The organism is Kitasatospora sp. NPDC101801 (genome assembly GCF_044766665.1).
Taxonomy (GTDB): domain Bacteria; phylum Actinomycetota; class Actinomycetes; order Streptomycetales; family Streptomycetaceae; genus Kitasatospora.
In genome coordinates this window covers 64,724-88,737 of record NZ_JBIWML010000026.1, presented here as the reverse complement: position 1 = coordinate 88,737, position 24,014 = coordinate 64,724, and the positions used below count along the sequence as shown (strand labels likewise).

The window sequence follows — 24,014 nt, the reverse complement described above, 5'->3', positions numbered from 1 at the left end:
GGTCAGTCGGCCTCGGACAGCCTGGCGGCGATCTCGGCCCGCCGGCGGATGCCCAACTTGCGGAAGCTGTTGGTCAGATGGGTCTCCACGGTCCGCAGGGCCAGGTGCAGCAGCTCGGCGATCTCGGGGTTGGAGTGGCCCTCGGTGGCCAGCCGGCAGACCCGCTGCTCGCTGTCGGTGAGGGCCTGGGCACCGGTGTGCGCCTGCTTGACCGGGCGGGCGCCGGACTCCAGCAGCAATCCGGTACCGACCGTCACCAACCGCCGGGCGCCGATCCGTTCGGCCAGCGTGACCGCCTCCCGCAGGGTGTCCCGGGCGGCGGCCCGGCGGCCGCCGCAGAGCAGCAGCCGGCCGAGGCCGAGCAGCGCGGGGATCAATTCGACCTCAAGGCCGTCTCCACGCAGCAGCGCGACCGCCTCGCGGGCCGTGGTCAGGCCCCGCCGGCCCCCGGTGCTGGCGCCGAGCACCCGCAGTGCCCGGCCGACCACCCGGGGGGTGCCCCAGACCTGGGCCAACCTGAGCTCCTCGGCCGCGAGTTCGGCGGCCGCACCGGGCTGGCCGAGCAGCAGGTGGCAGTCGGCGGCGGCGGACCGCCAGGGCGTGACGATCGGGCTGTCGGCACCGCGCTCGCTCTGCCGCCGACCGCACTCCAGCAGGTCGGCCAGGGCCTCGGCGGGCTCACCGGCGGCCAGCCGGAGCAGGCCCCGGGCGTAGCGCAGTTCGTTCCACTCCCAGGAGCCCCCGCTGCCCTCGGGCGTCTCCGCCAGGACGGCGTCGGCCAGTTCGCGGGCCTCGGCGGGACGGCCGGTCTCCAGCAGCGCGAGCACCGCCTGCGAGGTCAGGTGCGAGTTGTTCAGGGCGAGCACCCCCCGGTGGTCCTCGGTGCTGTTCAACTCGGCCAGCAGCACGGCGTACTGACCGCGCATCATCCGGCTCTCGGCGCGGACGCTGAGCAGGCTCTGGTACGCGGGGTGCAGGGGGGTGCCGCGGTGGGCGGCCAGTCCGTCGGCCACCAGCCGGTCGGCGAGCGGGAGCAGGTCGGCCCACTGCGCCAGGGTGGCGGCGGTGGCGTTGACGTAGCTGCGGGAGAAGGTGTCCGGCGCCTGGGTGGTCAACTGCTCGATCCGGGCCGCCGTCTCGGCGGCGGAGAGCAGTCCGCTGGTGGCGTCGTACTCGGTCAGCATGCCGAGTGCGGCCGGGGCCAGGCCGCCGGGGGTGCGGGACTCGATCCGGCGCAGCCCCTCGACCACCTGGAGCCAGCTGACGCCGTCGTGCGAGGCGATCAGGGCCGCCGCGGCGTGCACGGCCCGGGCCAGCTCGGGGTGGTCGGCGAAGCGTTCGGCCAGGTCCTCCATCACCTCCACGGCGGCGGCGGTCTCACCCCGCCCGGCCAGCGCCGAGCCGAGCGCGTTGGCGGCCTCGAACACCGTCTCGTCGGACTGGTGCAGCCGGACCGCCTCGGCCAGGTGCCGGGTGCCGGTGACCGACTCGGGCGGGCCCAGGGTGACTTCCTGGCAGCCGAGTTCGACCAGGACGGTACCGCGCCGGTGGCCGGTGAGCGGTTCGCGCAGGGCCCGCCGGAACAGCCGGACGGCGCGCTCGGTCCGGCCCGCCCGCTGCGCGGTGCGGGCCGCGCCGATCAGCACGTCGGCGGCCCACTCGGTGCCGCCGACCTCGGTGTGCAGCAGCTGATCGGCGATCAGCTCCTCGGGCTCGCCGCGCTCGTAGAGCAGCACGGCGAGCCGGTGGTGCACCTCGGCCCGGCGCTCCTGGCTCCAGTCGGCCAGCACGGCGGTGCGCAGCCAGGGGTGGGCGAACTCGTCGAGCCGTCCGGCGCTGCCGTCCTGGAGCATGCCGTGGGCGCGCAGGCCGACCAGCCAGTCGGCGACCCGGCCGGTGCTGTCGCCCGCCAGGGTGGGCAGGTCGGCGCCGCCGGTGCGGTGGCCGGACAGCTGGGCGAGCATCCGGGCGGCGCCGGTGACGGGTTCGGCGGCGGCGCGCAGCCAGTGGCCGACCGCGTCCTGGAACGCCCCGCCGGGGGTGTCGCCGAGCGGGTGTCCCGGCCCGTTCAGGTCGGTGAGCAGGGCGTTCAGCAGGGCGTGCAGCAGCAGCGGGGTGCCGCCGGTGGCGCGCAGGCAGTCGTCGACCAGGTCCTCGGGGGCGGGGCCGCCGAGCCGGGTGGCGAGCAGCTCGGCGACGCCCCGGCGGGTGAGCGGGCCGATCCGGTACGGGTGGACGGCGTCGGCCGGGAGGTCCTGGCCGAATCCGGGGGTCCGGCCGGCCCGGCCTGGCTCGCGGCGTTCCGTCACCACGGCCAGCACCGGGAGGCGCTCCAGCCGTCGGCCGAGCTGGCGGAGCCAGCTGAGCGAGGGGGCGTCGGCGTACTGGACGTCGTCGACCAGCAGCAGCAGGGGCCGCCGGACGGCGTGCTCGCGGAGCAGCTCCCAGGGGGTGACGCCGTCCGGTCCGGGGCCGAGCTCGTTGCCCGCGCCGACCAGTTGGCGGGCGGCGGCGTACCGGTGGCCCGCCTCGTCGGCGGCGCAGTTGGCGCGCAGGACGGTCATCGGGCGGGCCGCCTCGGACCGGGCGAGGGCGTTCAGCAGGGCGCTGCGGCCGACCCCGGTCGGGCCGGTGAGCAGCAGCAGGCTGCCCCGGCCGTGCCGGGCCTGGTCCGCCAGCCGGGCCGCCTCGTCCAGCACGGAGTGCCGTTCGACCAACTCAGGCCCGAACCCGTGCTGGCCGGCGCACGCGCCGGCGGCACTGCTGATCATCTGTGTTTCACCCTCCGGTCGCACCCGTTCAATGCCACGGGTCGACCGGGCTGCCAGGTTGCCCGGACCGTCGGCAGATCGCTGTGAGCTTGCTCTCACGGGCCGATCTCGTGGTCTACCACGATGGTAGGGCCGCACCACGCGCGGTGAGCATGGGGCCGGGGTGGGGCCCGGGTGCGACCGTTCTCCCCCTGTCCGGGGAAAGACAACAGCAGGGGGAAGCCGTGACCATCGAGTACGTCGCCGAAACGCTCCGAGCGCCGGCCGTGGTCCGGGTGCTGATCCAGGCGACCGACCCGATCTCGCACGCCGGGGCGGTCAGCCAGCTCCGGCGGTGCGCCGGCCTGGAGATCGCCGAGAACGGTGAGGGCTGTCCCGGCTCGGTGGCGGTGCTGGTGGCCGAGACGGTGGACCGGGCGGTGACCGCGACGCTGCGTCGGCTGGTGCACCTGGAGGAGCACCGGGTGGTGCTGGTGGTGGATCAGATCCGGGAGGCGGATCTGCTGGAGGCCGTCGAGTGCGGGGTGTCGGCGATCCTGCGGCGGCGGGAGGCCACGGCGGAGCGGCTGGAGCAGGCGGTGCTGGCGGCCGCGCGCGGCGAGGGCGACCTGCCGGGCGACCTGCTCGGACGGCTGATCACCCAGATGGGACGGCTGCAGCGGAGCGTCCAGGGGCTGCCCGGCTTCACGCCGCCGGGCATCTCGGAGCGCGAGTCGGACATCCTGCGGCTGGTGGCCGAGGGCTGGGACACCGGCGAGATCGCGGGCAAGCTCTCCTACTCGGAGCGCACCGTGAAGAACGTGCTGCACGGGCTGACGAGCCGTCTGAACCTGCGCAACCGGGCCCACGCGGTGGCCCACGCGCTGCGTGAGGGCTACATCTAGGCCCTGCCCCGGGGCAGGCCGTCACGTCCGGGACTTCTGGTTCTCACCTGCTGGAAACGTGCCGGGGGCTGTTCCGCGCGGACTTTTGCGGGCAGACTTCTACGCGCGTCACCACCCCTGCTGACGGACCGTCCGCCCCACGTTGGAGTCGTCCATGTCCTTGAACCGTCGTGACTTCGTCGCCCGCTCGGCGGTCACCGCCGCCGGGGCCGCCCTGGCCGGCGGACTGCCGCTGCTGACGGCCGCCCCGGCCGCCGCCGCGCCCGCCGAGCAGCGCGGCAAGGCCCCGAAGAAGCAGACGTTCACCGTGATGGGCACCACCGACCTGCACGGCCGGGTGCTCAACTGGGACTACTTCACCGACGCCGAGTACGACGACAAGGCGCACAACGACATCGGCCTGGCCAAGATCGCCACCCTGGTCAAGCAGGTCCGGACCGAGAAGGGCTGCCACCGCACCCTGCTGATCGACGCCGGTGACACCATCCAGGGCACCCAACTCGCCTACTACTACGCCCGGGTGGAGCCGATCACCGGCAAGCGCGGACCGGTCCACCCGATGGCCGCGGTGATGAACGCGCTGGACTACGACGCCGCCGCGCTCGGCAACCACGAGTTCAACTACGGCATCCCGCTGCTCCGCGCCTTCGAGCGCCAGCTGGACTTCCCGCTGCTCGGCGCCAACGCGCTGGACGCCAAGAACGAGCGCCCGGCCTTCCCGCCGTACGTGATCAAGGAGATGCACCTGGGCAGCGGCCGGCCGCTGCGGGTCGGCATCCTCGGCCTGACCAACCCGGGCATCGCGATCTGGGACAAGGCCAACGTGACCGGCCAGCTGGTCTTCCCCGGCATCGTCGAGCAGGCGAAGAAGTACGTGCCCCGGCTCCGCGCGGCCGGTGCCGACGTGGTCGTGGTGGCCTGCCACTCCGGCGTGGACGAGCCCAGCTCCTGGGGCGACCAGCTGCCCTGGGGCGAGAACGTCTCCGGCGAGCTGGCGGCCGCGGTGCCCGGCATCGACGCAATCCTGGTCGGCCACGCGCACAAGGAGATCCCGCAGCGCCTGGTGGTGAACCGGGAGACCGGCAGGACCGTGGTGCTCTCCGAGCCGTTCGCCTGGGGCCAGCGGCTGACCTGCTTCGACTTCGAGGTGGAGTACGCCCGGGGTGAGTGGACGGTGACCGGCGTGACCTCCCGGGTGCTGAACTCCAACACCGTCCCGGAGGACGCCGGGATCGTCCGCCTGATCGACAAGCAGCACAAGAAGACGGTGGCCTACGTCAACCAGGTGATCGGCACCTGCAAGGCCGAACTCTCGATCGCCGAGGCCCCGTTCAAGGACGTGCCGATCATCGACCTGATCGGCCGGGTGCAGGCGGACACCGTGAAGGCCGCCCTGGTGGGCACCTCGTACGCCGCGCTGCCGGTGCTGGCCCAGGCCGCGCCGTTCAACCGCACCGCGGTGATCCCGGCCGGCACCGTCAAGCTGCGGGACGCCGCCGGGCTGTACATCTACGAGAACACCCTGGAGGCCCGGGTGCTGACCGGGGCCCAGGTCAAGGACTACCTGGAGTACTCCGCGAAGTACTTCGCCCAGCTCGCGGTGGGTGCCCCGGTCGACCTGGCCACCCTGACCAACCAGGCGAACACTCCGGACTACAACTACGACTCGATCTACGGCGTCTCCTACGACATCGACCTGACCCAGCCGGTCGGCTCGCGGATCACCAACCTGACCTTCGAGGGCGCCCCGGTGGCCCCGGCCGCGCAGTTCGTGCTGGCGGTGAACAACTACCGGGCCAACGGCGGCGGCAACTTCCCGCACGTGGCCAAGGCCCCGGTGGCGTGGTCCAACTCGGAGGAGATCCGGAACACGATGATCAGCTGGGTGAAGGCCAAGGGCGTCATCGACCCGGCCGACTTCGGCGGCGGCACCTGGCGCCTGGTCCGGGCCGGGGTCCCGCTGTTCTAGCCTCCGCTCCGCAGCGGAACCGATGGGCGGCACCGGACGTCCCAGTGCCGCCAATTCGGCTTTCCCGTACGGGGGACGACAGTGAAGAAGACCGTCCTGCTGGGCCTCGCGGCGCTGCTGCTCACCGCCTGCGGCCCGATCCGACCGGACGACGCGACCGCGACTCCGCCGGCCCCGCTGCCCTCGGCGTCCTCGGCGTCCTCGGCGGGCACCGTCCAGCAGCTCGCGGCTCGGCTCGCGGCGGCCTGGCCGGGGTCGGCGGCCGAGCAGGTCTGGCGCTCCGGGTACTACCCGCTGGACCCCCGGCAGGAGTGGCTGCCCGCCGACGCCTTCCACGACGAGGGCGACAAACTCGGCTATCTCGGTGGCCAGTTGGACCTGACGGCGGCAGTGCCACCGGCGCCGGCCGACACCGAGGTGGTCTGGCGGGACGGCGGACGGCTGACCCTGCCGCTGCTCCCGCCGGAGCAGGTGTTCCGGCAGCTGGTCGACGGCAGGTCCTGCCCCGACCAGCGGTGCAGGCGGCTCCGGGTGACCGAGGTCCGGGCCGGCACCCGCCCGGTGGCCACCAGCCGGGGCCGGGCCGCCGTCCCGGTCTGGGAGTTCACCGTCGCCGGGTACACCGAGCCGTTCGCCTACCCGGCGGTCGCCCCGCAGCAGCCGTCCCCACCGGGTGGGGCCGTGCCGGACGAGCTGCGCGCCCGCTCCGTCGGTCCGGCCTCGGTCTCCCCCGACGGACTGACCGTCACCGGCAGTCTGCCGCAGGGCGGCTGTGACCGGGTGACCGGCGCCGAGGCGTACGAGACCGACCGGGTGGTGGTGCTGATCGGGCACCTGCTGCCGCCGGCCGCCGAGGCGTGCGCGGCGGTGCTCAGGTTCAGCCCGGTGACCGTCCGGCTGGCCCGGCCGCTCGGCGACCGGGTGGTGCTGGACCTCGGCACCGGGCTGCCCCAGCTGCCGCCGGACCAGCAGTGAGCGGGCCCGAGGCGCACCGTGCGCCCCGGGCCCGCTGAGGACCCGTCAGACCGCGACCGGGGCGGGGGTGTCGACCAGCACGGGAGCGGGCTCGGCGGCGGGCCGGGGGTTGCGCGGGATGGCCAGCGCGCACAGGCCGCCGGCCACCACCACGGCCACGCCGACCCAGACCGCCGGGTGCAGGCCGTCCGCGAAGGCGGCCGGGGTGGCCATGCTGCCGTGGGCGGTGAAGACGCTGCTGAGCACCGCGATGCCGAGCGCCCCGCCGATCTCCCGGACGGTGGTGTTGGCGCCGGAGGCCTTGCCCCGGTGCTCGGGGCCGACCGCGCCGAGCACCACGGCCGCGGTCGGCGCGATCGCGAAGCCCATGCCGGCCCCGGCCACCAGCATCCCGCCGACCAGCTGCGAGTACGGGGTGTCGGCGGAGGCCACCAGGTTGATCCAGGACAGGCCGACCGCCTGCAGGAACAGGCCGAGGGCCATCAGCCGCCCACCGCCCACCCGGTCGGTGATCGCACCGGCGATCGGGGCGATCACCATCGGCATCAGGGTCCAGGAGAGCGTCAGCACACCGGCGTGCAGCGGCGTGCGGGGCGGGGCGATCTGCAGGTACTGGGCCAGGAAGAAGATCGAGCCGAAGACCCCGAAGTACATCGAGGCGGAGACGATGTTGGTGAGCGTGAACGCCCTGACCCGGTAGAACCGCAGCGGCAGCAACGGGTGCTCGACCCGGCGCTCCCAGGCCACGAAGGCCACCAGCAGCACGACGGCCGCGCCGAACGCGCCCACGATCCGGCCGTCGGTCCAGCCGTCCTCGCTGCCGTTGACGATGCCCCAGACCAGCGCCAGCAGACCGGCGGTGGCCAGCACCATGCCGAGCAGGTCGAGCCGGGCCCGCTCGCCGCGGCTCTCCTTCACCACCACGAGCACCAGCGGGACGGCCACGATGCCGACCGGGATGTTGATCCAGAAGATCCACTCCCAGTCCAGCCCCTCCACCACCGCGCCGCCGACCACCGGGCCGAGCGCGATCGCCAGGCCGCTGACGGCCGACCAGAGCCCGAGCGCCAGGCTGCGCATCTTCTCCGGCACCGCGTTCGACAGCAGGGTCAGCGAGAGCGGCATGACGGCCGCCGCACCGAAGCCCTGGATCGCCCGGGCGGCGATCAACTGACCGCTGGTGTCGGCGAGTCCGCACCCGATCGAGGACACCGTGAACAGCGCGATGCCGAGCGTGAAGACCTTGCGGTGCCCGAACCGGTCACCGAGCGCGGCACCGGTCAGCAGCAGGCAGGCGAAGCTCAGCACATAGGCGTTGACGAACCACTGGAGGTCCTGGGTGCCGGCCTTGAGGTCGACCGCCAGGGTGTGCAGCGCGGTGGAGACCACCAGGTTGTCCAGCGCGACCATGAACATCGGCAGGCTGCACGCGACGATCACCAGCCAGAGCGGGAACTTTCGCCCGGCGGCTGTACCCGCCGGGGCCGGACGGCTTTCGGGGACGGACATGGTGGGGTTCTCCTCGTGAGACGAAGCTGGGCGGTGGGTGCTACTTGGCGGCGGCGTCGAGCCGCTGCTGCTCGGCGATCCGGTGCTTGGCGTCGGTCCAGGTGATCGGCAGCTGCTCGGCCCCGACCTCGAAGAAGACGAACGTGGACGCCTTGGTCACGGTGCGGAGCGAGGTCATGATCGAGTGGTGCGGCTCGGTCTTGGCGTAGGTGTAGAGGGCCTTGCGGTCCTCCCAGGCGGAGAGCGTCCAGAACACGCCCTTGAGCGGCTGGGCGATCAGTGAGGCGCCCACCGCCCCGGGGGCGCTGCGCACCTGCCGCCAGGCGGCCAGCGACTTGAGGAAGAACCGCGCGGAGTGCTTCAGCGAACCGACCTCCAGGCGCGAGGCCATCACCAGGACCTGGGCGTCGGGCCGGGGGGCGTTCGGGGTGGTCCAGGGGAGCGTGGGCATGGTCACGGCCTTTCGGTGGTACCGGTACGGGCGTCCGCGCAGGGGTGCTGCACACCATTGGAGTGTGGCACTATCTATATTAGACAGTAGAGCTACCCAATTTTCCAGTGGAGAGCGGAGAAGATGCGGATCTCGGAGTTGAGCCGGCGCAGTGGTGTCCCCGTGGCGACCATCAAGTACTACCTGCGGGAGGAGCTGCTGCCCGCGGGTGTGGCTACCTCGGCCACCCAGGCCGAGTACGACGAGCACCACCTGCGCCGGCTACGGCTGGCCCGGGCCCTGATCGCGGTGCGCGGACTGTCGGTGTCCACCACCCGCGAGGTGCTGCGGGCGCTGGACGAGCACTCCACCGACCTCCACCTGTTGTTCGGCCTGGCCCTCGGCGCCATCTCCACGGACGAGCCGGACTCCTCCTCGGACCAACCGCAAGAGCCCACCCCCGCGGACGAGTTGATCTCCGCCTTGGGTTGGGAGATCAGCGAGAAGGCTCCTACCCGCACCACCGTCACCGACACCCTGCACACCCTGCGGGACCTGGGCCTGCCGGCCGACTGGCAGACCCTGGTCCCGTACGCCCGGCTGGCCGAACGGACGGCCGAGCTCGACCTGGCCCAACTGGAGGACACCGAGGATCCGTTGGAGCGGGTCGAGCGGGCCGTCCTGCTCACCATCCTGCTGGAGCCGGTCCTGCTGGCGCTGCGCCGGATGGCCCAGGAGAACGAGTCCGCCAAGCGGCATCCCCGGCCCTGACGGTGGCTCAGCCCTGCCGGCCGTCCAGCTCCCGGAGGAGCTGGGCGGCCGCCTCGGCGCCGGAGGAGAACGCGGCCTCGTGCGAGCCGATCTGGTCGTGGTAGAGCTGCTTGGAGTGGAAGTAGGAGCCCGCCAGCTTGACCCTGGTGCCCTCGTTCACCTGGTAGATGGTCTGCTGCAGCCGGCGCAGGTCGATGTCGATCACCGGGTGCGAGTAGCTCAGCTCCCGGATCACCGACTCCTCGCGCAGCGCCCGGGGGTAGTCCAGCGTGACGAAGTAGTCCTGCTCGGCCTCGAAGCCGTGCAGCCGGTTCATGTAGTACGCCACGTACGGGCGGACCGCACCGGCCACCGTCACCTTGCCGTAGTTCCAGTTGTCCCAGCGCTCCCGGTCGCCCGGCATCGCGGTCGGGTCGGTGTGCAGGATCGCGGTCGAGGCGTTGTAGCGGATCTTCTCCAGGGTGTTCCGCTGCACGTCGTCCGGGTTGGCGAGCAGCTCCCTGGCCTGGTCGCCGTGGGTGGCCACGATCGCGTAGTCGAACCGCTCGGCGCCGTTCACGGTGGCGATCGTGACGCCGTCCGGCTCCTGGCGCACACCGGTGACCGGCTCGGCCAGCCGGAGCTTGGGGTCGATCGCGGCGATCGCCTTGCGGACGTAGTTGATCGAACCGCCGCTGACGGTCCGCCACTCCACCCCGCGCCCGCCCAGGCCGCCCTCGTCGTGCGCCATGAAGAAGGCGATCACGGTGGTGGCCGGCATCTCCCAGATCAGCTCGGCGGGCACCGACCAGACGGCGGTGCAGAGCAGGATCACGTAGCCGTACCGGAACTCCTGGCTGTAGCCGCCCCGGTCCAGGTACTCGCCCAGCGGCAGGTCGGTGCGCTTGCGGAAGAAGTTCTTACGGCCCTCCTCGTGGAACCGGCGGGCCTCCCGCCAGATGGTCCGGAACTCCTCCGAGTAGCGGTTGTTCACCTCCTCCTCGGGCAGGGCCATCTCGGCGGTGCCGTACTGCAGGCCGCTGTCCAGGTCGAAGAAGTTGAAGCCGCCGAGGTGCTGCTTGGTCTCCACCCCGAGCTCGGCGAAGAACCTGGTCAGGTTCGGGTAGCTGGGCTGGTTGAAGACCACGAAGGCGGTGTCGATGCCGAGGGTGCGGCCGTTCTCCTCCACCTCGATGGTGTTGGCGTGGCCGCCGGGCCGGTCGTCCTGCTCGAACAGGGTGATCTCGGCGTGCTCCCGCAGCCGGTAGGCGGCGGAGAGGCCGGCCACACCCGCGCCGACCACGGCGACCCGGGGCTTGCGGCCGAGCGGACGGGCGGGGGGAGTGCTGCTGGACATGGAGGCTTCCTCACTGTGAGCGGGGCTTCGGGGCGAGCGGGGTGCTGCGAGGTACGGGGTACGGGGTGCGGCGGGTCAGCCGACCCAGGTGCGGTGCAGGCGGCCGGCGGCGCCGTTCTCGACCACCGCGGCGAGCACGAACCCCGGGGCGGGGTTGACCAGTTCGAACCGCCAGCGGGACGCTTCGCCGGGCGGCAGGGTCGGATCGGTGAGCCGGATCGGTGCCCGCCAGGGGGCGGAGAACGCGAAGCCGTCCAGCTCCCGGCGCAGGCCGGTGCCGATGGCCTTCAGGTAGGCCTCCTTGAGCACCCAGTAGGCGGCCACTCCGGTCGCCAACCCGGCGCTCATCAGGTCGAGTTCGCCACGCTCGGCCGGGGCGAACCAGCGCGGCAGGTGGGTCACCGCGTCCGGCCGGGCCGGGGTCCGCTCGACGTCCACCCCGCAGGAGCCGCCCTCGGTGACCAGGCAGGCCACCAGGCCGTCGGTGTGCGAGAGGTTGAACCGCAGCGCGTGGCCGTCCGGTTCGGGCTCGGGGCGGCCGGCCGCGCTGGTCCGGAACCGCCACTCCCCCATCGGCCGGCCGTCCCGGTCGCTCAGTGCGTGCCGGGAGAGCAGCCGGGCCCCGAGGAACCGGCGGCGGGCCGCCTCGGTGCGCTGCCGGGCCATCCGCAGCCGCTCCTCCCGGGTCAGCAGGACGTCGCCGCCGTACCGTTCGGCGAACCGGTCCACCCCCGCCTCGGTCAGCAGGTACAGGTGGCCGTCGACCCCCACGGGTGTCTGGCCGTTCACGGGCGCACCCGGTAGGGGGCGGCCGGCCGCTGCTCCGGCGGGTTCGCCAGCGCGCCGAGGCCGAGCAGGTGCTTGAGCCACTCGTCCATCGACTGCCGGAAGCCGCTCCGGCAGGCCGGGCAGACCTTCAGGGTGTGGTCCAACTCCTCCTTGTCGAAGCGCTGTTGGCAGCCGTTGCAGATCGCGGTTCGGGTCTCGGCACGGGCGTGGGTGCGGTGGGCCCGGTTGGTGTCAGCTCTGGGCATGGACGGCTCCGGTGCGGGTCGCGAGCGGGAACTGCCAGTAGGAGAACAGCCGGTTCTCCCGGTGCAGGTGCCGCAGCACCCGCATCACCTCGTCCACCACGGCCGCGTCGGTGATCGACTCGTGCGGGCCGAACAGCCGGTGCAGCCGCTCCAGTTGGAGCAGCAGCAGGGCGCCGCTGGGCAGCGGGTCGTCCAGCACGGCGCCCGAGTGCACGAAGGTGTGCAGGCAGGCGGCGGTGGCGTGCAGGGTGCTGTACTGCTTGGCCAGGTCGAAGAGTTCGGCCGACTGGCCGTACTCGCGGCCGAGGGCGGCCCGCAGCTCACCGGCCTGCCGGTGGATCGGCTCGGCCCGGCCGAGCAGCCCGGCCGCCACCTCGGCGGCCCGGGTCAGCCAGACCCGCTCGTCGCCCTTGGCCTCGGTGGCCAGCTCGCGCAGCCGGTCCAGCGTGGCGGGTGCGGCCAGCAGCGCATCGTCCCGGCCCCGGCTGAACAGCTCCTGGTCCCACGGGCGGTACGGCGGCAACTCCTGGTCGATGCCGTACAGCTGCGGGACCCGCTGCTCGGCGGCGGCCCGGGCGGCGGTGTCCTGCGCGGCGGTGCCGAGCAGGCCGTCCAGCTGGAGGGCGATGTTCTTCAGGTTCACCACGGTGTTGCCGTCGGCGAAGATCGCCACCAGCAGGTCGCGGAGCATCTTCTGGTAGATGCCGTAGTGCGGGTGGGCCCGCAGGTAGAGCCGGGCCCCCAGCACGATGTTCAGCTGGGCCATCGAGCGCTCCAGCAGGGTCGGCACGAAGTACTTGGCCACCGACGACCAGACGCTGGTCTGCTCGGGCACCACCTGGAGGCTGCGCACCGCGCCCAGGCTGACCGCGTCGGCGATCATCAGATCGGCGAACACCTCGGTCAACTGCCGCCGGGAGTAAGGGATGTCACTGACCTTCTTGCCGAAGATCTCGCGCTGTTCGGTGAAGTCCAGGGTCACCCGCAGCGCGGTGTCCACCGCCGCGAGCGCCATCGAGCCGATCGTGGTGCGGGCCACCTGGGCACTCTTCAGCGCGATCTCCAGACCCTGCCCCTGGTGGCCGAGCCGGGCCTCGTCCGGGACGAAGACGCCGTCCAGCCGGATGCCGCTCATGTCGAGCGCGCGCAGTCCGTGCAGCCGCTCGTTGGGCAGCTCCTCGACCGCGCCGGCCGGGGTGTTGCGCTTCTCCACCAGGAAGATGGAGTAGCCGGCCGGGCCGCCCTTGGGGTCGGTCCGGGCGAACACGCTCACACCGTCGGCCACCGTGGCGTTGCCGATCAGCCACTTCTCGCCGGTCAGCAGGTAGCCGCCGTCCACCTTCTCGGCGCGCATCTCGTTACCGAGCACGTCGCTGCCGTGGTGACGCTCCGACAGGCCCCAGGCCAGCTTGCTGCCCTGCTTCATCAGGTCCACCACGTACTGCTTCTGCTGGTCCGTGCCGGCGATCCAGGCGGGCATGAAGCTGAGGCTGGTGAGCATCAGGGCGGTGGCCGAGGTCGGGTCGCGGCGGGCGATCAGGCGCAGCAGGTTGAAGCCGACCTCGACGTCACCCGCCTTGCCGCCCTGGGCCTTCGGGATCACGTACTCGTGCACGCCCCAGCGCTGGAGCAGGTTGACGAAGGCGTAGGGGAACTCCTCCCGTTCGTCGTGGTCGAGGATCTGCTCGAACGGCATCAGGCTGGTCGGGTCGTGCGGGTCTCCGAGGTGCGCTTCCAGCCGCGCGGCGAGCTCGGTCAGGTCTGCCTTCGGCACGGGGTTCTCTCTCCTGTGAGGCTGGACATCAGGCCAGGTGGACCGGGACGGCGGAGAACAGGCGGTTGGCCGCGTGCAGTTCGCGGGCGATCGCCAGCGCGGGCAGCAGCGGCCCGGCCACCCGGCGCGGCGCGGTGCCGTCGGCCCGGGCCAGCAGGTAGCCGAGCACTGCCGCCAACCAGTCGGCCCGGCCGAGCAGTTCGTCGTCCCGATTGGCCGCGTGCAGGTGCACGCAGGCGGCTGCGGCGTGCAGCCAGGCGAACCGCTCGGCCAGGTCGACCAGGCCGTTGTCCTTCGGGTCGGCCCCGGCCAGTTCCTCCGGCAGCCCGGCCAGCGCGGCCCGGAGCCGGGCCACCTGCCCGCTGCCGTCGGCCGTCGGCAGCGGGCCGCCGGTGACCAGGTCGCGGCCTCGGGCGTTCAGGTCCAGCCGGGCCGGGTGGTACGGCGGGAGCTCGGCGGTCAGGTCGAAGACCGTCCGGACCGTCGCCGGGTCGGGCTCGGCCGGCTTGCCTAGCAGGGCGGGGAGTTGACCGGCGAACGAGCGCAGGTTGGCCACCGTGCTGGTGTCCACCACCCGGACTAGTGCGGCGTCCCGCTGGAGCTTCTGGAACAGGCCACCGCCCGGGCCTTCGGTCCGCAGCACCGACCGGGTGGCCAGCACCGTGCCGCAGCGCAGCATCAGGTCCTCCACCGCCTCCGCCACCACGTGCTTGGCGGCGCAGCCCCAGACACTGAAGCTCTCCGGTGCCACGTGGATGCCCCGGGCGGCCGCCAGCGCGACCGCGTCGGCGGCCAGCAGCGCCGCCGAGGCGATCGCCAACTCCCGGCGCGGGTACGGGGAATCCAGCAGCGGGGTGCGGCCGATCCGGCGCCCCCCGGCGAAGTCGAGGGTCAGCCGCAGGGCGGTGTCGGCGCAGCCGAGGCTGCCCGCGGTGCTCATCAGGCGGACCACCTGCTGGGCCTTGACCGCCGCCTCCAGGGCCTCCCCGTCCCGGCCGACCAGGGCGTCGGCCGGGACGGGGTGCCGGTCGAAGGTGAGGTGCGCGAAGTCGATCCCGCGCATCCCGCCGGTCGGCACCCGGGGGCCCCGCTCGACCCGGTCGTCCAGGTCGAGCAGGATCGCGGAGAACGCGGCGGGCCCGCGCTCCCCGGTCCGGGCCACCAGGTAGGCGGCCTCGCTGCGGTGGCCGAGACCGACCATCCACTTGGTGCCGCTGAGCTCCCGGCCGTCGCCGGCCGGGGTGAGCCGGGCGGTGTTGGCCAGCAGGTCGCTGCCTTGCTCGGCCTCCGACATCGCGAAGGCCACCGAGCCGCCCCGGTGCAGGATCGCGGCCACCCGCTCCTGCTGCGCGGTCGAGCCGTGCAGCAGGACGCAGGTCGCGGCGGTGATGCTGAACATCGTGCCGGGCATCACGTTCAGGTCCCGGCGGGCGGCGGTCCGCACCAGGGTCAGGCTGTGGTCGAAGGACCGGAAGCTGCCGCCCAGTTCGGCCGGCAGGTAGTTGAGGTGGAAGTCCCGCTTGCGCAGGACGGCGCACAGCTCCTCGGGGAACTCGTCGCGTTCGTCCCGGCCGACGGCCGCCGCGTACCCGAACGGGTTGGCGGCATCCGTCGGGTCACCCAGCTCGCGGTCGAGCTCCTCGGCGTGGGTGTTCACAGCGGCACCGGCCGGTAGTCGGCCGCCGAGGCGGGGATCCGGACGCCGGAGGTGCGCAGCTGGGCCACCCGGGTGTGGAAGGCGGCGCCGCGCATCAGGTGCTGGGCGACCTCGGCCACCCGGCGGTTGCCGGGGGTCTTCAGGTAACTGGCCGTCACCCAGTCGTTGAAGCTGCCCATCGCCGGGCCGCACCAGATCTGGTAGTCCAGCGTGCGGTCCGGGTCGCCGACCGTGGACCAGCGCGAGGACATCCCGAGGTACCAGCGGAAGACCAGCGCCATCCGCCGCTTGGGGTTGCCCTCGGCCCGGGCCAGCTGCTCGGGGTCGCGGCGGGAGAAGTAGCCGACGCAGTCCTGCCAGACCTCGTCCAGCGGGCGGCGGAAGATCTGCGTCTCCAGCCGGACCCGCTCCTCGGTGGGCAGCGCCTCCAGGCCGTCGTACGCCTGGTAGAGCTCGTACAGCCGCTTGGCCCGCATCGGGAACAGCGTGCCCTTCTTGAGCACCTGGAGCTCGACGCCCATCTCGAACATGTCGGCGGCCGGCGCCATCTCGCAGTCGGCGATGCCAGCCTCGGCGAGCAGGGTCTTGGCCGCCTTGGAGGCGCCCGACTCGACGCAGGACTGGTTGACCGAACCGGTCACCACGTACGCCGCGCCCATCGCGAAGGCCGCCGCCACCGCGACCGGGGTGCCCAGGCCGCCCGCCGCGCCGACCCGGATCTGGGCCGGGTAGCGGTGCTCGCGCTGCACGGTGTCGCGCAGTCGCAGGATGCTCGGCAGCAGCGCGGGCAGCGGCCGGCGGTCGGTGTGGCCGCCCGAGTCGGCCTCCACCGTGATGTCGTCGGCCATCGGGACGTACTTGGCCAGTTCGGCCTGCTCGTGGGTGATCAGACCCTGGGTCAGCAGCGTGCTGACCATCGCGGCGGGGGCCGGGCGCATGAAACGCTCGGCGGTCTCGGTCCGGGAGATCTTGGCGATCAGCCGGTGCTCGGCGAGCACCCGGCCGTCCGGGCCCTGCCGCAGCCCGGCCAGCCGCCAGCGCACCACGTGCGGAGTGAGCGCCATGAAGGCGGACGCCTCCACGCAGCGCACCCCGTGGCGCAGGAACAGCTCGACCGCCTCGCGCTCCAGCCGCTCCTCGCTCGGGCTGTGGATCAGGTTGACGGCGTACGGCAGGCCGGGGATCTCCTCGGCGAACCGGGTGAGCGCCGCCTCGATGGTCTCGGGCAGCAGCCCGGCGGCGCCGAAGGAGGCCAGGAAGCCCTCCCTGGCGAGCGCGATCACCAGGTCGGCGGAGGCGATGCCGCCCGCCATCGCGCCGGCCAGGTACGGGTGTCGGACCCCGTGCGCGGCCCTGAACTCGGGCGAGCCGAGCCGGTGGGTGGGCAGCGCGGCGACGGCGGCCAGCAGCGGCAGTCCGGCCGCCCCGCCGCGCCGGGTGCCGCTCGCGGCGGCCCGGCCCTCGGCGGCGGCGCCGATGCCCTCGGGAGTGCGGACGATGAAGCAGGGGCGGTCGAGTTCGGCGAGCGCCTGGTAGATGCCCGCCGCGTCGGTGGCGGGGTAACTCTCCCCGTACCAGCGCAACGGGGTGGATTCCAAGGTGTCCATGGGTGGGGTGTCTCTCCTAGCGCGTGGAGGTGGGGGGGTCGTCAGGCTTCGGAGCGGACCTCGATGGCCACGTCGGTCAGTTCGTAGATGCGCAGCCCGGGCTTCCACAGGTCCGCGTCGGCGATCACCACCACCCGTCCGGGCTCGCGGCGGATCTCCTTCACGTGCACGTCGAAGCTCAACTCCCGGTCGTGCCGGAGGATCTGACCCCGGTACTTCCAACTGGTCTCGATCTCGGTGGCCGGCCCGAACCGGGGGTTCGCGACCCCCTCGGCCAGGCCCTGCTCCAGCACGAACAGCCGCAGCGCCTGGAGCACCGCCTCCACCCCGAGCGAGCCGGGCATCACCGGGTCGCGGTGGAAGTGGCAGTCGAAGTACCACTCGTCCGGCCGTACCTCGCGGTACCCGTGCAGGTACCCCGCGCCGTGCCGGCCGCCGTCGGCGACCAGGTCGACCCGGTCCACCAGTGCGTAGTGCCCGCCCGGCAGGTGCAGCCGGCCGCCGCTCGGGTCGGTGAACGCCGGTGCGCCCGCCGGGAGTTCGATCCGCCGGACCCGCTCGGCGGCGGGCTTCTGCTGCTCGATCCAGGGGGCGACGAACTTCCCGGCGTCCAGCCCGGCCTGGTTGGCCAGTGCGGCGTCGCTGAAGTAGCCGAACAGCGACTCACCGGTGTAGAACACCTCGCCGTCGGCGGAGAGTTCGTAGCTGAAGTTCTGCAGCACCGCGCCGGACATCGCGCTGGTCATCAGCAGCTTGGAGTGGTGCCGGATGGTCTTCCCGCGCAGGTCCAGGTCCTTGACCAGGGTGGCCCGGCCGTCCAGGTTCCGGATCGCGTACTGCTCCTCGGGCCGCTTGAGGGTGGCGCCGAGGTAGTAGCCGAGCAGGATGGCGGCCTGCAGCGAGCTCTCCATGTACACCGCGTTGGGCATGTGCGGGTGCGAGTTGTGGGTGTAGTACCAGGCGTCGGCCGGGGAGTCGTACTCGGTGACCATCTCGGAGCCCGGGTTCAGGTCGCCCCGGGTGCCCTTGAGGGACATGATCCGGTCGACGAACTGGAAGTCCCCGTTCGGGATGTACGGCGCCCGGCTGTTCGCGTAGACGTCGAACTCGGGGCCCATCGCGGTGCCCAGGTCGCCCTTGGCGGCGTGCGCCAGGTGCAGCTCGTTGATCATCGCGGGCTCGCCGGAGCGGTTCCGGCGGCCCAGGAAGACCGGCACGCCGCCCTCGCCCGGACGGTACGGGGTGCCCTCCTTCTCCCGGATCTGGATACCGAAGTTGTGCATCCGGATCACCGGCTTGTCGCCGAGGTGGACCAGCACGTCGGCGATCACCGAGGGGCGCGGGAGCAGGGTCAGCTCCATCACCTCGATCTCGTACCGGATCTCCGAGTGCTGCGGGGTGATCTGGCCGCGGACCTGGACCTCGGTCTGCAGGCCGATGATGGTCTGGAAGCGCGCGTCCGGCAGCACCAGGTGCATGCCCTGGTGCAGCAGGTACGCCTGCAGGGCCTGCACCGCGCCCTCGGCCACCATCGAGCCGGCCAGCACCGGGTCGTCGGGGAAGTGGCACTCGAAGTACCAGGCGTTCGGCTCCAGTCGCTTGCTCGCGGTGAGCAGGCCGAGGCCGCGCGGGCCGCCGGTGCGGTCGATGCTCAGCTCGTCGATCATCCGGAGCTTGGCCACCGGCAGGCGCAGCGCCGGGTTCAGCCCGGCGTCCTGGGCGTGGTGCGGCCCGAACACCTCGCCGGGGCGGCCCTGGGCGAGCAGCTCCAGGTCGGCGCCGGTCAGCCGGTTGTGGTCGGTGTCGGCGAGCGGCTTGAACCAGCCCTTGGTCAGGGCGGCCCGGGCGGCCTTCTGCTTCTCGGTGGTCACCACGCCGAGCGGGGTGTCCAGCTCGGCCTGGCTGAAGAAACCGGCCGAGGCGTCCTTGAGTTCGAGGATCAACTCCCCGTCGGCGTAGCAGAGGTAGGAGAAGAAGAAGAGCGTGGTCTCGCCCTGGGTGACGAAGCGGTTGATCGAGATGTCGTAGCGCAGGGTCTGGCCGGCCTTCGGCAGGTCGCCGTGGAAGACCAGGGTGGAATCCAGCAGGCGGTAGACCCGCTGGCCCTTGTTCCGGAAGTCGATGCCCAGGTAGCTGATCAGCAGCAGGTCGCACTGACCGGCCTCGATCGCCACGGCCGGCGGCACGCCGCCGTCGACGGTGTACCAGGCGTCCTCGGGCACGTCGTACTCGGTGCGGATGAAGGACGGCTGGTAGACACCGGGCTCCGCCTTCAGGTCGGTGACCCGGGTGACGAAGTGGTACGGCGGGGCGGGCAGTCGGACCCGCTTGCCGTAGCCGTCGATCTCGGCGAAGTCGGCGCCGAAGACCTTGGCCAGGCTGCCGGTGGCGAACTCCAGCAGGTCGGCCTGGTCCCAGATCACCCCGTCCGGCCGGGGCGCCCTGACGTCCTGGGCGGCGGGCGGCAGTTCGGGCCGGGCGGCGGGCGGCGGGGCGGCCGGCAGCGCGGTCTGGACCGAGAAGCTGATCGGCTCGGGCGCCGGGAAGGCGGGCAGCCCGGGGTCGGCGGGGGCCTCGGTGAGCAGCGCCTCGGCCCGGGCGAGGGTGGACTCCTGCAGGACGCGCTGGGTCTCCATCACCACCGAGTGGGTGGCGAGCAGTTGCTCGCGCAGCTCGCGCACCAGCTCGGTGGCGGCGGACCCGCCGACCGGCGCCGGGCGCTCCGGGGCGGCCGCCGCCGGACGGGGGTCGGCGACCGGTTCGGGCTCGGCCCAGGGCAGGAAGGAGATCGGCTCGCCGTCGAAGGCGATGACCTCGGGATCGGCGACTGACGGGTCGACAGGCATCGGGGCGTGGCCCTCCAGCGGGACGGGACCGACTGGTCCGGACGGAGAAGACGAGGGCACCCGCGCGGCAGCGGCGGGCACCGGGGGCACCGGCGCGGCGGCGGGAGGCGGTGCGGCGGCGGGTACGGGAGCGGACCCGGCGGCACCGGCCATCGCGGGCACCCGGGCCCGGCTCAGCACCGGGCCGACCGCCGCCGCGACCGCGGCCGGGATGGCCGGGCCACCGCCGACCGGGAAGCGCAGCCGCCTGCGGGCCGGCGCGGGCAGCACGCCCAGCAGGGCGGACAGGTCCAGCGGTACGCCGTGCGCCAGCAGCCGGGCGGCCAGTTGGGCCACCGACCTGGCGGCCGGTACCCCGCGCCGGTCGACCGAGACCGCCACGTGGGCGTCCTGGCCGAGCGACTCGCGCACCCAGCGGGTGCAGGTGGAGCTCGGGCCGACCTCGATGAAGTACCGGAAGCCCTGCTGGTACGCGGTGCGGGTGAGCCGGGGGAAGTCGATGGTGCTGCGCAGCGTGTGCGCGATCCGCTCCGCCACGGTCTCCCGGGACAGCCCGGCCACGGTGTCGTAGTCGTACGCGCTGAACAGCTGCAGGTCGCCGGGCGAACCGACCGGGTGGTCGTTCAGCTCGGCCAGACCGGCCAGCTCGCCGTCCACCACCGGGCAGTGCATCACCGAGTTGACCGGGGAGCGGGCCGAGGGGCAGCCCAACTCGGCGATCAGGGCCCGGCACTGGTCCGGTGCCCCGGCGATCACCACCTCGGTCGGGGTGTTCACATGGGTCAGGAAGAGCCGGTCGTACCGGGCCAGCGCGTCCCGCACCCGGTCCGCGTCGGTGAGCAGCACGAAGCTCGCCCAGACCGCCGGATCCGGGGTGTCGTCCGGCAGTTGCCAGAGCTCGCGGACGGTCCGGCGGGCGCCGGTGAGCCGGTCCTTGAACAGCGGGGTGGCGCTGATCCGGTCGTCCCGGCGGGCCTCGCGCTGCCAGCCGCCGGTGGCGAACAGCATGCTGCTCTCCCCCAGGCTGTAGCCGAAGGCGCCGTGCGCCCGGACGCCGAGCAGCTCGCGCACCAGGTCGGTGTAGAGGATCGCGAAGCTGGTGCCGGTGGCCAGCATGAACGGCAGGTCGCCGCCGAGCTTCTCCTCCAGCGCCATCAACTCCCGCTTGCCGAAGGCCTGCTGACCACGCGGGTGGAGCATGGCCGAGCGGAACGCCCGGTCCGGCTGCTCCGCCTCGGTCTCGAACCGGGTGAGCAGTCCGGGGAAGGCCCGGAACAGGTCCCGGCCCAGGCCGGGGTAGGAGTTGAAGGCGCCCGGGTAGACCAGCGCGACCTTGCCGTCCGGACCGATCGGCCGGGCGGTGGCGAAGCTGCCGGCCGGGGTGGCCCACTCCTCGCCGCGCTCCAGCGCACCCGGCAGGTCGCGGACGGCGGCCTCCAACTGCCCGCGCAGTCCGGCCGCGTCGGTGGCCACCAGGACCGCCCGGGCGGTCTGCCGCTCCGTCAGCCGCTCGGCGGCGGCCACCGCGAGCGCGTACGGGTCGGCGCCGTCCGCCAGCAGCCCCAGCTGCCGGTCGAGGTCGGCGAGCAGGCCCGGGTGGTCCTCGGCGCCGAGCGCGAGCAGCACCGGGCCTGCGGCCCGTCGCCAGTCCCGCTCGACGACTGAGCCCCGGGTCTGCCCGGCGGAGAGCACCAGGTGGCCGTGCGCGCCGCCGGCGCCGAGGAAGCTGACCCCGGCGTACCGCCGGGCCGAGCGCTCGGTCCGCAGCCAGGGGCGGGAGGTCTCCGGCAGGTAGAAGCCGCCGGCCGCGAACCGCTCGGTGTGCTCCTCGGCCGGCTGCTGCCAGCCGGGGACGCCGGGCAGGTAGCCGTGGTGCAGGGCGAGCACCGCGCGCAGCAGTCCCGCCATGGTGGCGGCGCCCTGGGTGTCGCCGAGCTGCGCCTTGGCGCTGCCGAGCGCGAGCTCGGTCCGCCCGGCCGGGTAGACGGCGGCCAGCGCGGTCAGTTCGGCAGCGTCCAGGGCGGGTGTGCCGCCCGCGTGCGCCTCCAGGTAGCCGACCTGGTCGGCGCCGATGCCGGCCAGTTCCAGCGCCTGCCGGGCGACGTCCGCGAGCAGGTCCGGGTCCGCCTGCGGCAGCGCGCCGCCGACCGGCACGGCGTGCCGGACCACCGAGGCGTCCAGCCGGGCGTAGACCGGTCGGTCGCCACCGGGACGGGTGACCACCACCGCGCCCGCGCCCTCGCCGATCCGCCAGCCCTGGCTGCCCGCGCCGAAGCTCAGCCCGGCGCCCGCCACCGGCGGGGCGGACCGGAGCAGCAGCCCGTCCGGCGAACCGGCCAGGTCCACCGCGCCGACCAGCACGGCCTCGATCTCCGGGTCGAGCAGCAGCAGCCGGGCGATGTCGAGCGCCTCGGCGGTGCCCGCGCCGTCGGAGGAGATGGTGAAGGACGGGCCGGTCAGGTTCCACAGCGAGGAGATCCGGCTGGCCATGATGTTGCCGATGTAGCTCAGCACCTCGTTGGCCACGATCGGCTGGTGCACACCGTCCCGGGCGGCCTGGGCCAGCTCCTCGACCTGACTGTCCGTCAGGTCGAGACCGGCCGCCCGGTACGCCTCGCGCAGCCGGCCCGCCAGGCCGTACCTGGCCAGGTGCAGGTGGGCGCTGGGCTCGATCTCCATCGCGACCAGCACCGCGACCCGCCGGGGGGCGGGCCCGGACTGCCCGGCCGGGGCGGTCCGGTCGAAACCGGCGTCGGTCAGCGCCTCGTCGGCGACCTTGGCCATCAGGGCGTGCTGGAGGTTGTAGTTGCGCAGGTCGGCGGGCGGGATCCGGTAGTCGGCCGGGTCGATCGCGACCTGGTCGACGAAGCCGCCCTCGGGCAGCGTCCCGGCGCCCAAGCCGGCCTGCTCCAGTGCACCGCCGGTGGTGGACTCCAGTCCGCGCCAGCGGAGTTCGGGCAGCGGACGGAAGGCGTCGCCGCCGTCGTGCAGGGCCCGCTCGAACGCGTCCAGCGACTCCAGCGAGCCGAAGTGCGCGCCCAGGCCGACGATGTCCAGCGCCGGTGCGGCGACCGGGGGTTCGGCCTGCGCCGGGTCGGCCGCACCGGACAGCACCACGTGGGCGTTGGTGCCGCCGAAGCCGAAGGCGGAGACCGCCGCGCGGCGCGGCCCCTCGTGCGCGGGCCAGCTGGTCCGCTCGCGCACCAGCGCACCGCCGATCGCCGCGTTGACCGGCGCGGACACGCCGATGGTGGGCGGGAGTTCGCCGTGCTGCATGGCCAGCACGACCTTCAGCAGGCTGCTCAGACCGGCCACCGTCAGCAGGTGGCCGATATTGCCCTTGACCGAGCCGAGCAGTGGCACCGAGCCCTGCTCGCCGAACCAGCGGACCACCGAGTCGGCCTCGGTGGTGTCCCCGATCGGGGTACCGGTGGCATGGCACTCCAGGTAGTCGATGTCGCCCGGGGCCACTCCGGCCTCGGCATAGGCGAGCTGGTAACTGCGGTGCTGTCCGGCCGCGTTGGGGACCAGCAGATGGCGGCCCGCACCGTCGTTGGAGAGGCCGATGCCGTCGATCACGGCGTGGATCCGGTCACCGTCGCGCTGGGCGTCGGCCAGCCGCTTGACCGCCACCATGCCGGCGCCCTGGCCGGTCAGGATGCCGGCCGAGGCGGCGTCGAAGGGCTGGCTGAAGCCGTTCTCGGGGTAGGCGTGCAGATCGGAGAAGGAGAGGTGGATCAGGGTCGGGTCGGGTGCGCAGACCCCGCCCGCCAGCACCAGGTCGGCCTGGCCGGCGGCGAGCTGGTCACAGGCGAGCTTGAGGGCGTAGAGCGCGGAGGAGCAGGCGGCGTCCAGGGCGAACCGCGGACCGCCGAGGCCGAGGGCGGCGCCGGCCACCCGGGCCGGGGCGCCGCTGACCCGGGCGTCCTCCGGTTCGGCGGCCGGGGCCGCCGGGGCGGCCAGGCCCTCCAGGCCCGCCAGCCGCAGGCCCGCCAGGACCGCCTGGTCCACCAGCGGCAGGCTGAGCCGGGCCGAACCCGGGGTCGGGAAGGAGTAGTTGCCGAGGATCAGGCCGGTCCGGGCGAGCACCTCGGCGCGGTCGGCGTAGCCGCTGTCGCGCAGCGCCTCCCGGGCCACGTGCAGCGACCAGTGGAAGACCCGGTCCAGCCGGGCCAGCCGGTCGGCGTCCAGCAGGTAGCCGCTGGGGTCGAACTCGAAGCCGGTGACGAAACCGCCCTTGCTGCAGTAGATCCGGTGTGCCGGGTCCTCGTCGCGCGGGTCGGCGGCCGGGCCGAAGACCTCGGACCCGCCCTCCCGGCGACTGTCGACGCCGCCGCTCAGGTTCTGCCAGAACTCCTCGGGCGTCCCGGCCCCGGGGAAGAGGCAGGACAGGCCGACGATGGCGTACTTGCTCACGTTGTGGTCCTTCCGGAGCTTGTCGGCCGGGCCCG

The 24,014-nt window shown here is 73.3% G+C and carries 14 protein-coding genes; 4 read left to right on the top strand and 10 right to left on the bottom strand.

The annotated features are described in order from the left end of the window. Positions 1 to 2: 2 nt before the first annotated feature. Complete coding sequence (locus tag ACIRPK_RS25045; protein ID WP_403041867.1) at positions 3 to 2,771, bottom strand: AAA family ATPase; 2,769 nt, start codon at positions 2,769 to 2,771, stop codon at positions 3 to 5. Positions 2,772 to 2,995: 224 nt separating this feature from the next. On the opposite strand from ACIRPK_RS25045, the gene ACIRPK_RS25040 reads away from it, so the two are divergent. From ACIRPK_RS25040 to ACIRPK_RS25030, 3 genes are all read left to right on the top strand, one after another. Next, the gene (locus ACIRPK_RS25040; RefSeq protein WP_403041865.1) at positions 2,996 to 3,655 is read left to right on the top strand and encodes a LuxR family transcriptional regulator; all 660 of its coding nucleotides are present in this window, start codon (positions 2,996 to 2,998) and stop codon (positions 3,653 to 3,655) included. Positions 3,656 to 3,809: 154 nt separating this feature from the next. After that, the gene (locus ACIRPK_RS25035; RefSeq protein WP_403041863.1) at positions 3,810 to 5,624 is read left to right on the top strand and encodes a bifunctional metallophosphatase/5'-nucleotidase; all 1,815 of its coding nucleotides are present in this window, start codon (positions 3,810 to 3,812) and stop codon (positions 5,622 to 5,624) included. An 81-nt stretch (positions 5,625 to 5,705) separates the two neighbouring features. Beyond that, complete coding sequence (locus ACIRPK_RS25030) at positions 5,706 to 6,599, top strand: hypothetical protein (RefSeq protein ID WP_403041860.1); 894 nt, start codon at positions 5,706 to 5,708, stop codon at positions 6,597 to 6,599. Positions 6,600 to 6,644: 45 nt separating this feature from the next. Here ACIRPK_RS25030 and ACIRPK_RS25025 read toward each other — a convergent pair whose 3' ends face one another. Both ACIRPK_RS25025 and ACIRPK_RS25020 read right to left on the bottom strand, forming a co-directional pair. Next, positions 6,645 to 8,108 carry an MFS transporter gene (locus ACIRPK_RS25025; RefSeq protein ID WP_403041858.1) on the bottom strand — a complete coding sequence of 488 codons (1,464 nt, stop codon included), beginning with the start codon at positions 8,106 to 8,108 and terminating at the stop codon, positions 6,645 to 6,647. Between the two features lie 40 nt (positions 8,109 to 8,148). Further along, positions 8,149 to 8,559: a DUF3291 domain-containing protein gene (locus ACIRPK_RS25020; protein WP_403041905.1), complete on the bottom strand. Its 411-nt coding sequence runs from the start codon at positions 8,557 to 8,559 to the stop codon at positions 8,149 to 8,151. Between the two features lie 123 nt (positions 8,560 to 8,682). On the opposite strand from ACIRPK_RS25020, the gene ACIRPK_RS25015 reads away from it, so the two are divergent. Continuing rightward, a complete protein-coding gene (locus ACIRPK_RS25015; protein ID WP_403041855.1) occupies positions 8,683 to 9,309 on the top strand; it encodes a MerR family transcriptional regulator in 627 nt (208 codons plus the stop codon). A gap of 7 nt (positions 9,310 to 9,316) precedes the next feature. Here the strand turns inward: ACIRPK_RS25015 and ACIRPK_RS25010 are convergent, their stop codons facing one another. The 7 genes from ACIRPK_RS25010 to ACIRPK_RS24980 all read right to left on the bottom strand — a co-directional run bounded on the left by ACIRPK_RS25010 (position 9,317) and on the right by ACIRPK_RS24980 (position 23,979). Continuing rightward, on the bottom strand, positions 9,317 to 10,645 hold the full coding sequence (locus tag ACIRPK_RS25010) for an NAD(P)/FAD-dependent oxidoreductase (protein WP_403041852.1): 1,329 nt from the start codon (positions 10,643 to 10,645) through the stop codon (positions 9,317 to 9,319). Between the two features lie 75 nt (positions 10,646 to 10,720). Further along, positions 10,721 to 11,434 (bottom strand): 4'-phosphopantetheinyl transferase family protein, encoded by a 714-nt coding sequence (locus ACIRPK_RS25005; RefSeq protein ID WP_403041849.1) that lies wholly within the window; start codon positions 11,432 to 11,434, stop codon positions 10,721 to 10,723. Further along, positions 11,431 to 11,679, bottom strand: a complete 249-nt coding sequence (locus ACIRPK_RS25000) for a hypothetical protein (RefSeq protein WP_403041847.1) — start codon at positions 11,677 to 11,679, stop codon at positions 11,431 to 11,433. The genes ACIRPK_RS25005 and ACIRPK_RS25000 overlap by 4 nt, the downstream gene beginning before the upstream one ends. After that, positions 11,666 to 13,453, bottom strand: a complete 1,788-nt coding sequence (locus ACIRPK_RS24995) for an acyl-CoA dehydrogenase family protein (protein ID WP_403041845.1) — start codon at positions 13,451 to 13,453, stop codon at positions 11,666 to 11,668. Before ACIRPK_RS24995 ends, ACIRPK_RS25000 begins: the two co-directional genes overlap by 14 nt. Before the next feature lie 28 nt (positions 13,454 to 13,481). Continuing rightward, positions 13,482 to 15,110, bottom strand: coding sequence for an acyl-CoA dehydrogenase family protein (locus ACIRPK_RS24990; protein WP_403041843.1), 1,629 nt, complete (start codon positions 15,108 to 15,110; stop codon positions 13,482 to 13,484). Then, a complete protein-coding gene (locus ACIRPK_RS24985) occupies positions 15,107 to 16,717 on the bottom strand; it encodes a PfaD family polyunsaturated fatty acid/polyketide biosynthesis protein (protein ID WP_403041841.1) in 1,611 nt (536 codons plus the stop codon). The genes ACIRPK_RS24990 and ACIRPK_RS24985 overlap by 4 nt, the downstream gene beginning before the upstream one ends. 41 nt (positions 16,718 to 16,758) lie before the next feature. After that, a complete protein-coding gene (locus ACIRPK_RS24980; RefSeq protein ID WP_403041839.1) occupies positions 16,759 to 23,979 on the bottom strand; it encodes a beta-ketoacyl synthase N-terminal-like domain-containing protein in 7,221 nt (2,406 codons plus the stop codon). Between the last annotated feature and the right edge of the window lie 35 nt (positions 23,980 to 24,014).

Excerpts from the sequence above, each read along its gene's own strand:
- ACIRPK_RS25045 (WP_403041867.1), bottom strand. The coding sequence starts at position 2,771 with ATGATCAGCAGTGCCGCCGGCGCGTGCGCCGGCCAGCACGGGTTCGGG.
- ACIRPK_RS25035 (WP_403041863.1), top strand. The coding sequence starts at position 3,810 with ATGTCCTTGAACCGTCGTGACTTCGTCGCCCGCTCGGCGGTCACCGCC.
- ACIRPK_RS25020 (WP_403041905.1), bottom strand. The coding sequence starts at position 8,559 with ATGCCCACGCTCCCCTGGACCACCCCGAACGCCCCCCGGCCCGACGCC.
- ACIRPK_RS25010 (WP_403041852.1), bottom strand. The coding sequence starts at position 10,645 with ATGTCCAGCAGCACTCCCCCCGCCCGTCCGCTCGGCCGCAAGCCCCGG.
- ACIRPK_RS25025 (WP_403041858.1), bottom strand. The coding sequence starts at position 8,108 with ATGTCCGTCCCCGAAAGCCGTCCGGCCCCGGCGGGTACAGCCGCCGGG.
- ACIRPK_RS25000 (WP_403041847.1), bottom strand. The coding sequence starts at position 11,679 with ATGCCCAGAGCTGACACCAACCGGGCCCACCGCACCCACGCCCGTGCC.
- ACIRPK_RS24985 (WP_403041841.1), bottom strand. The coding sequence starts at position 16,717 with ATGGACACCTTGGAATCCACCCCGTTGCGCTGGTACGGGGAGAGTTAC.
- ACIRPK_RS25015 (WP_403041855.1), top strand. The coding sequence starts at position 8,683 with ATGCGGATCTCGGAGTTGAGCCGGCGCAGTGGTGTCCCCGTGGCGACC.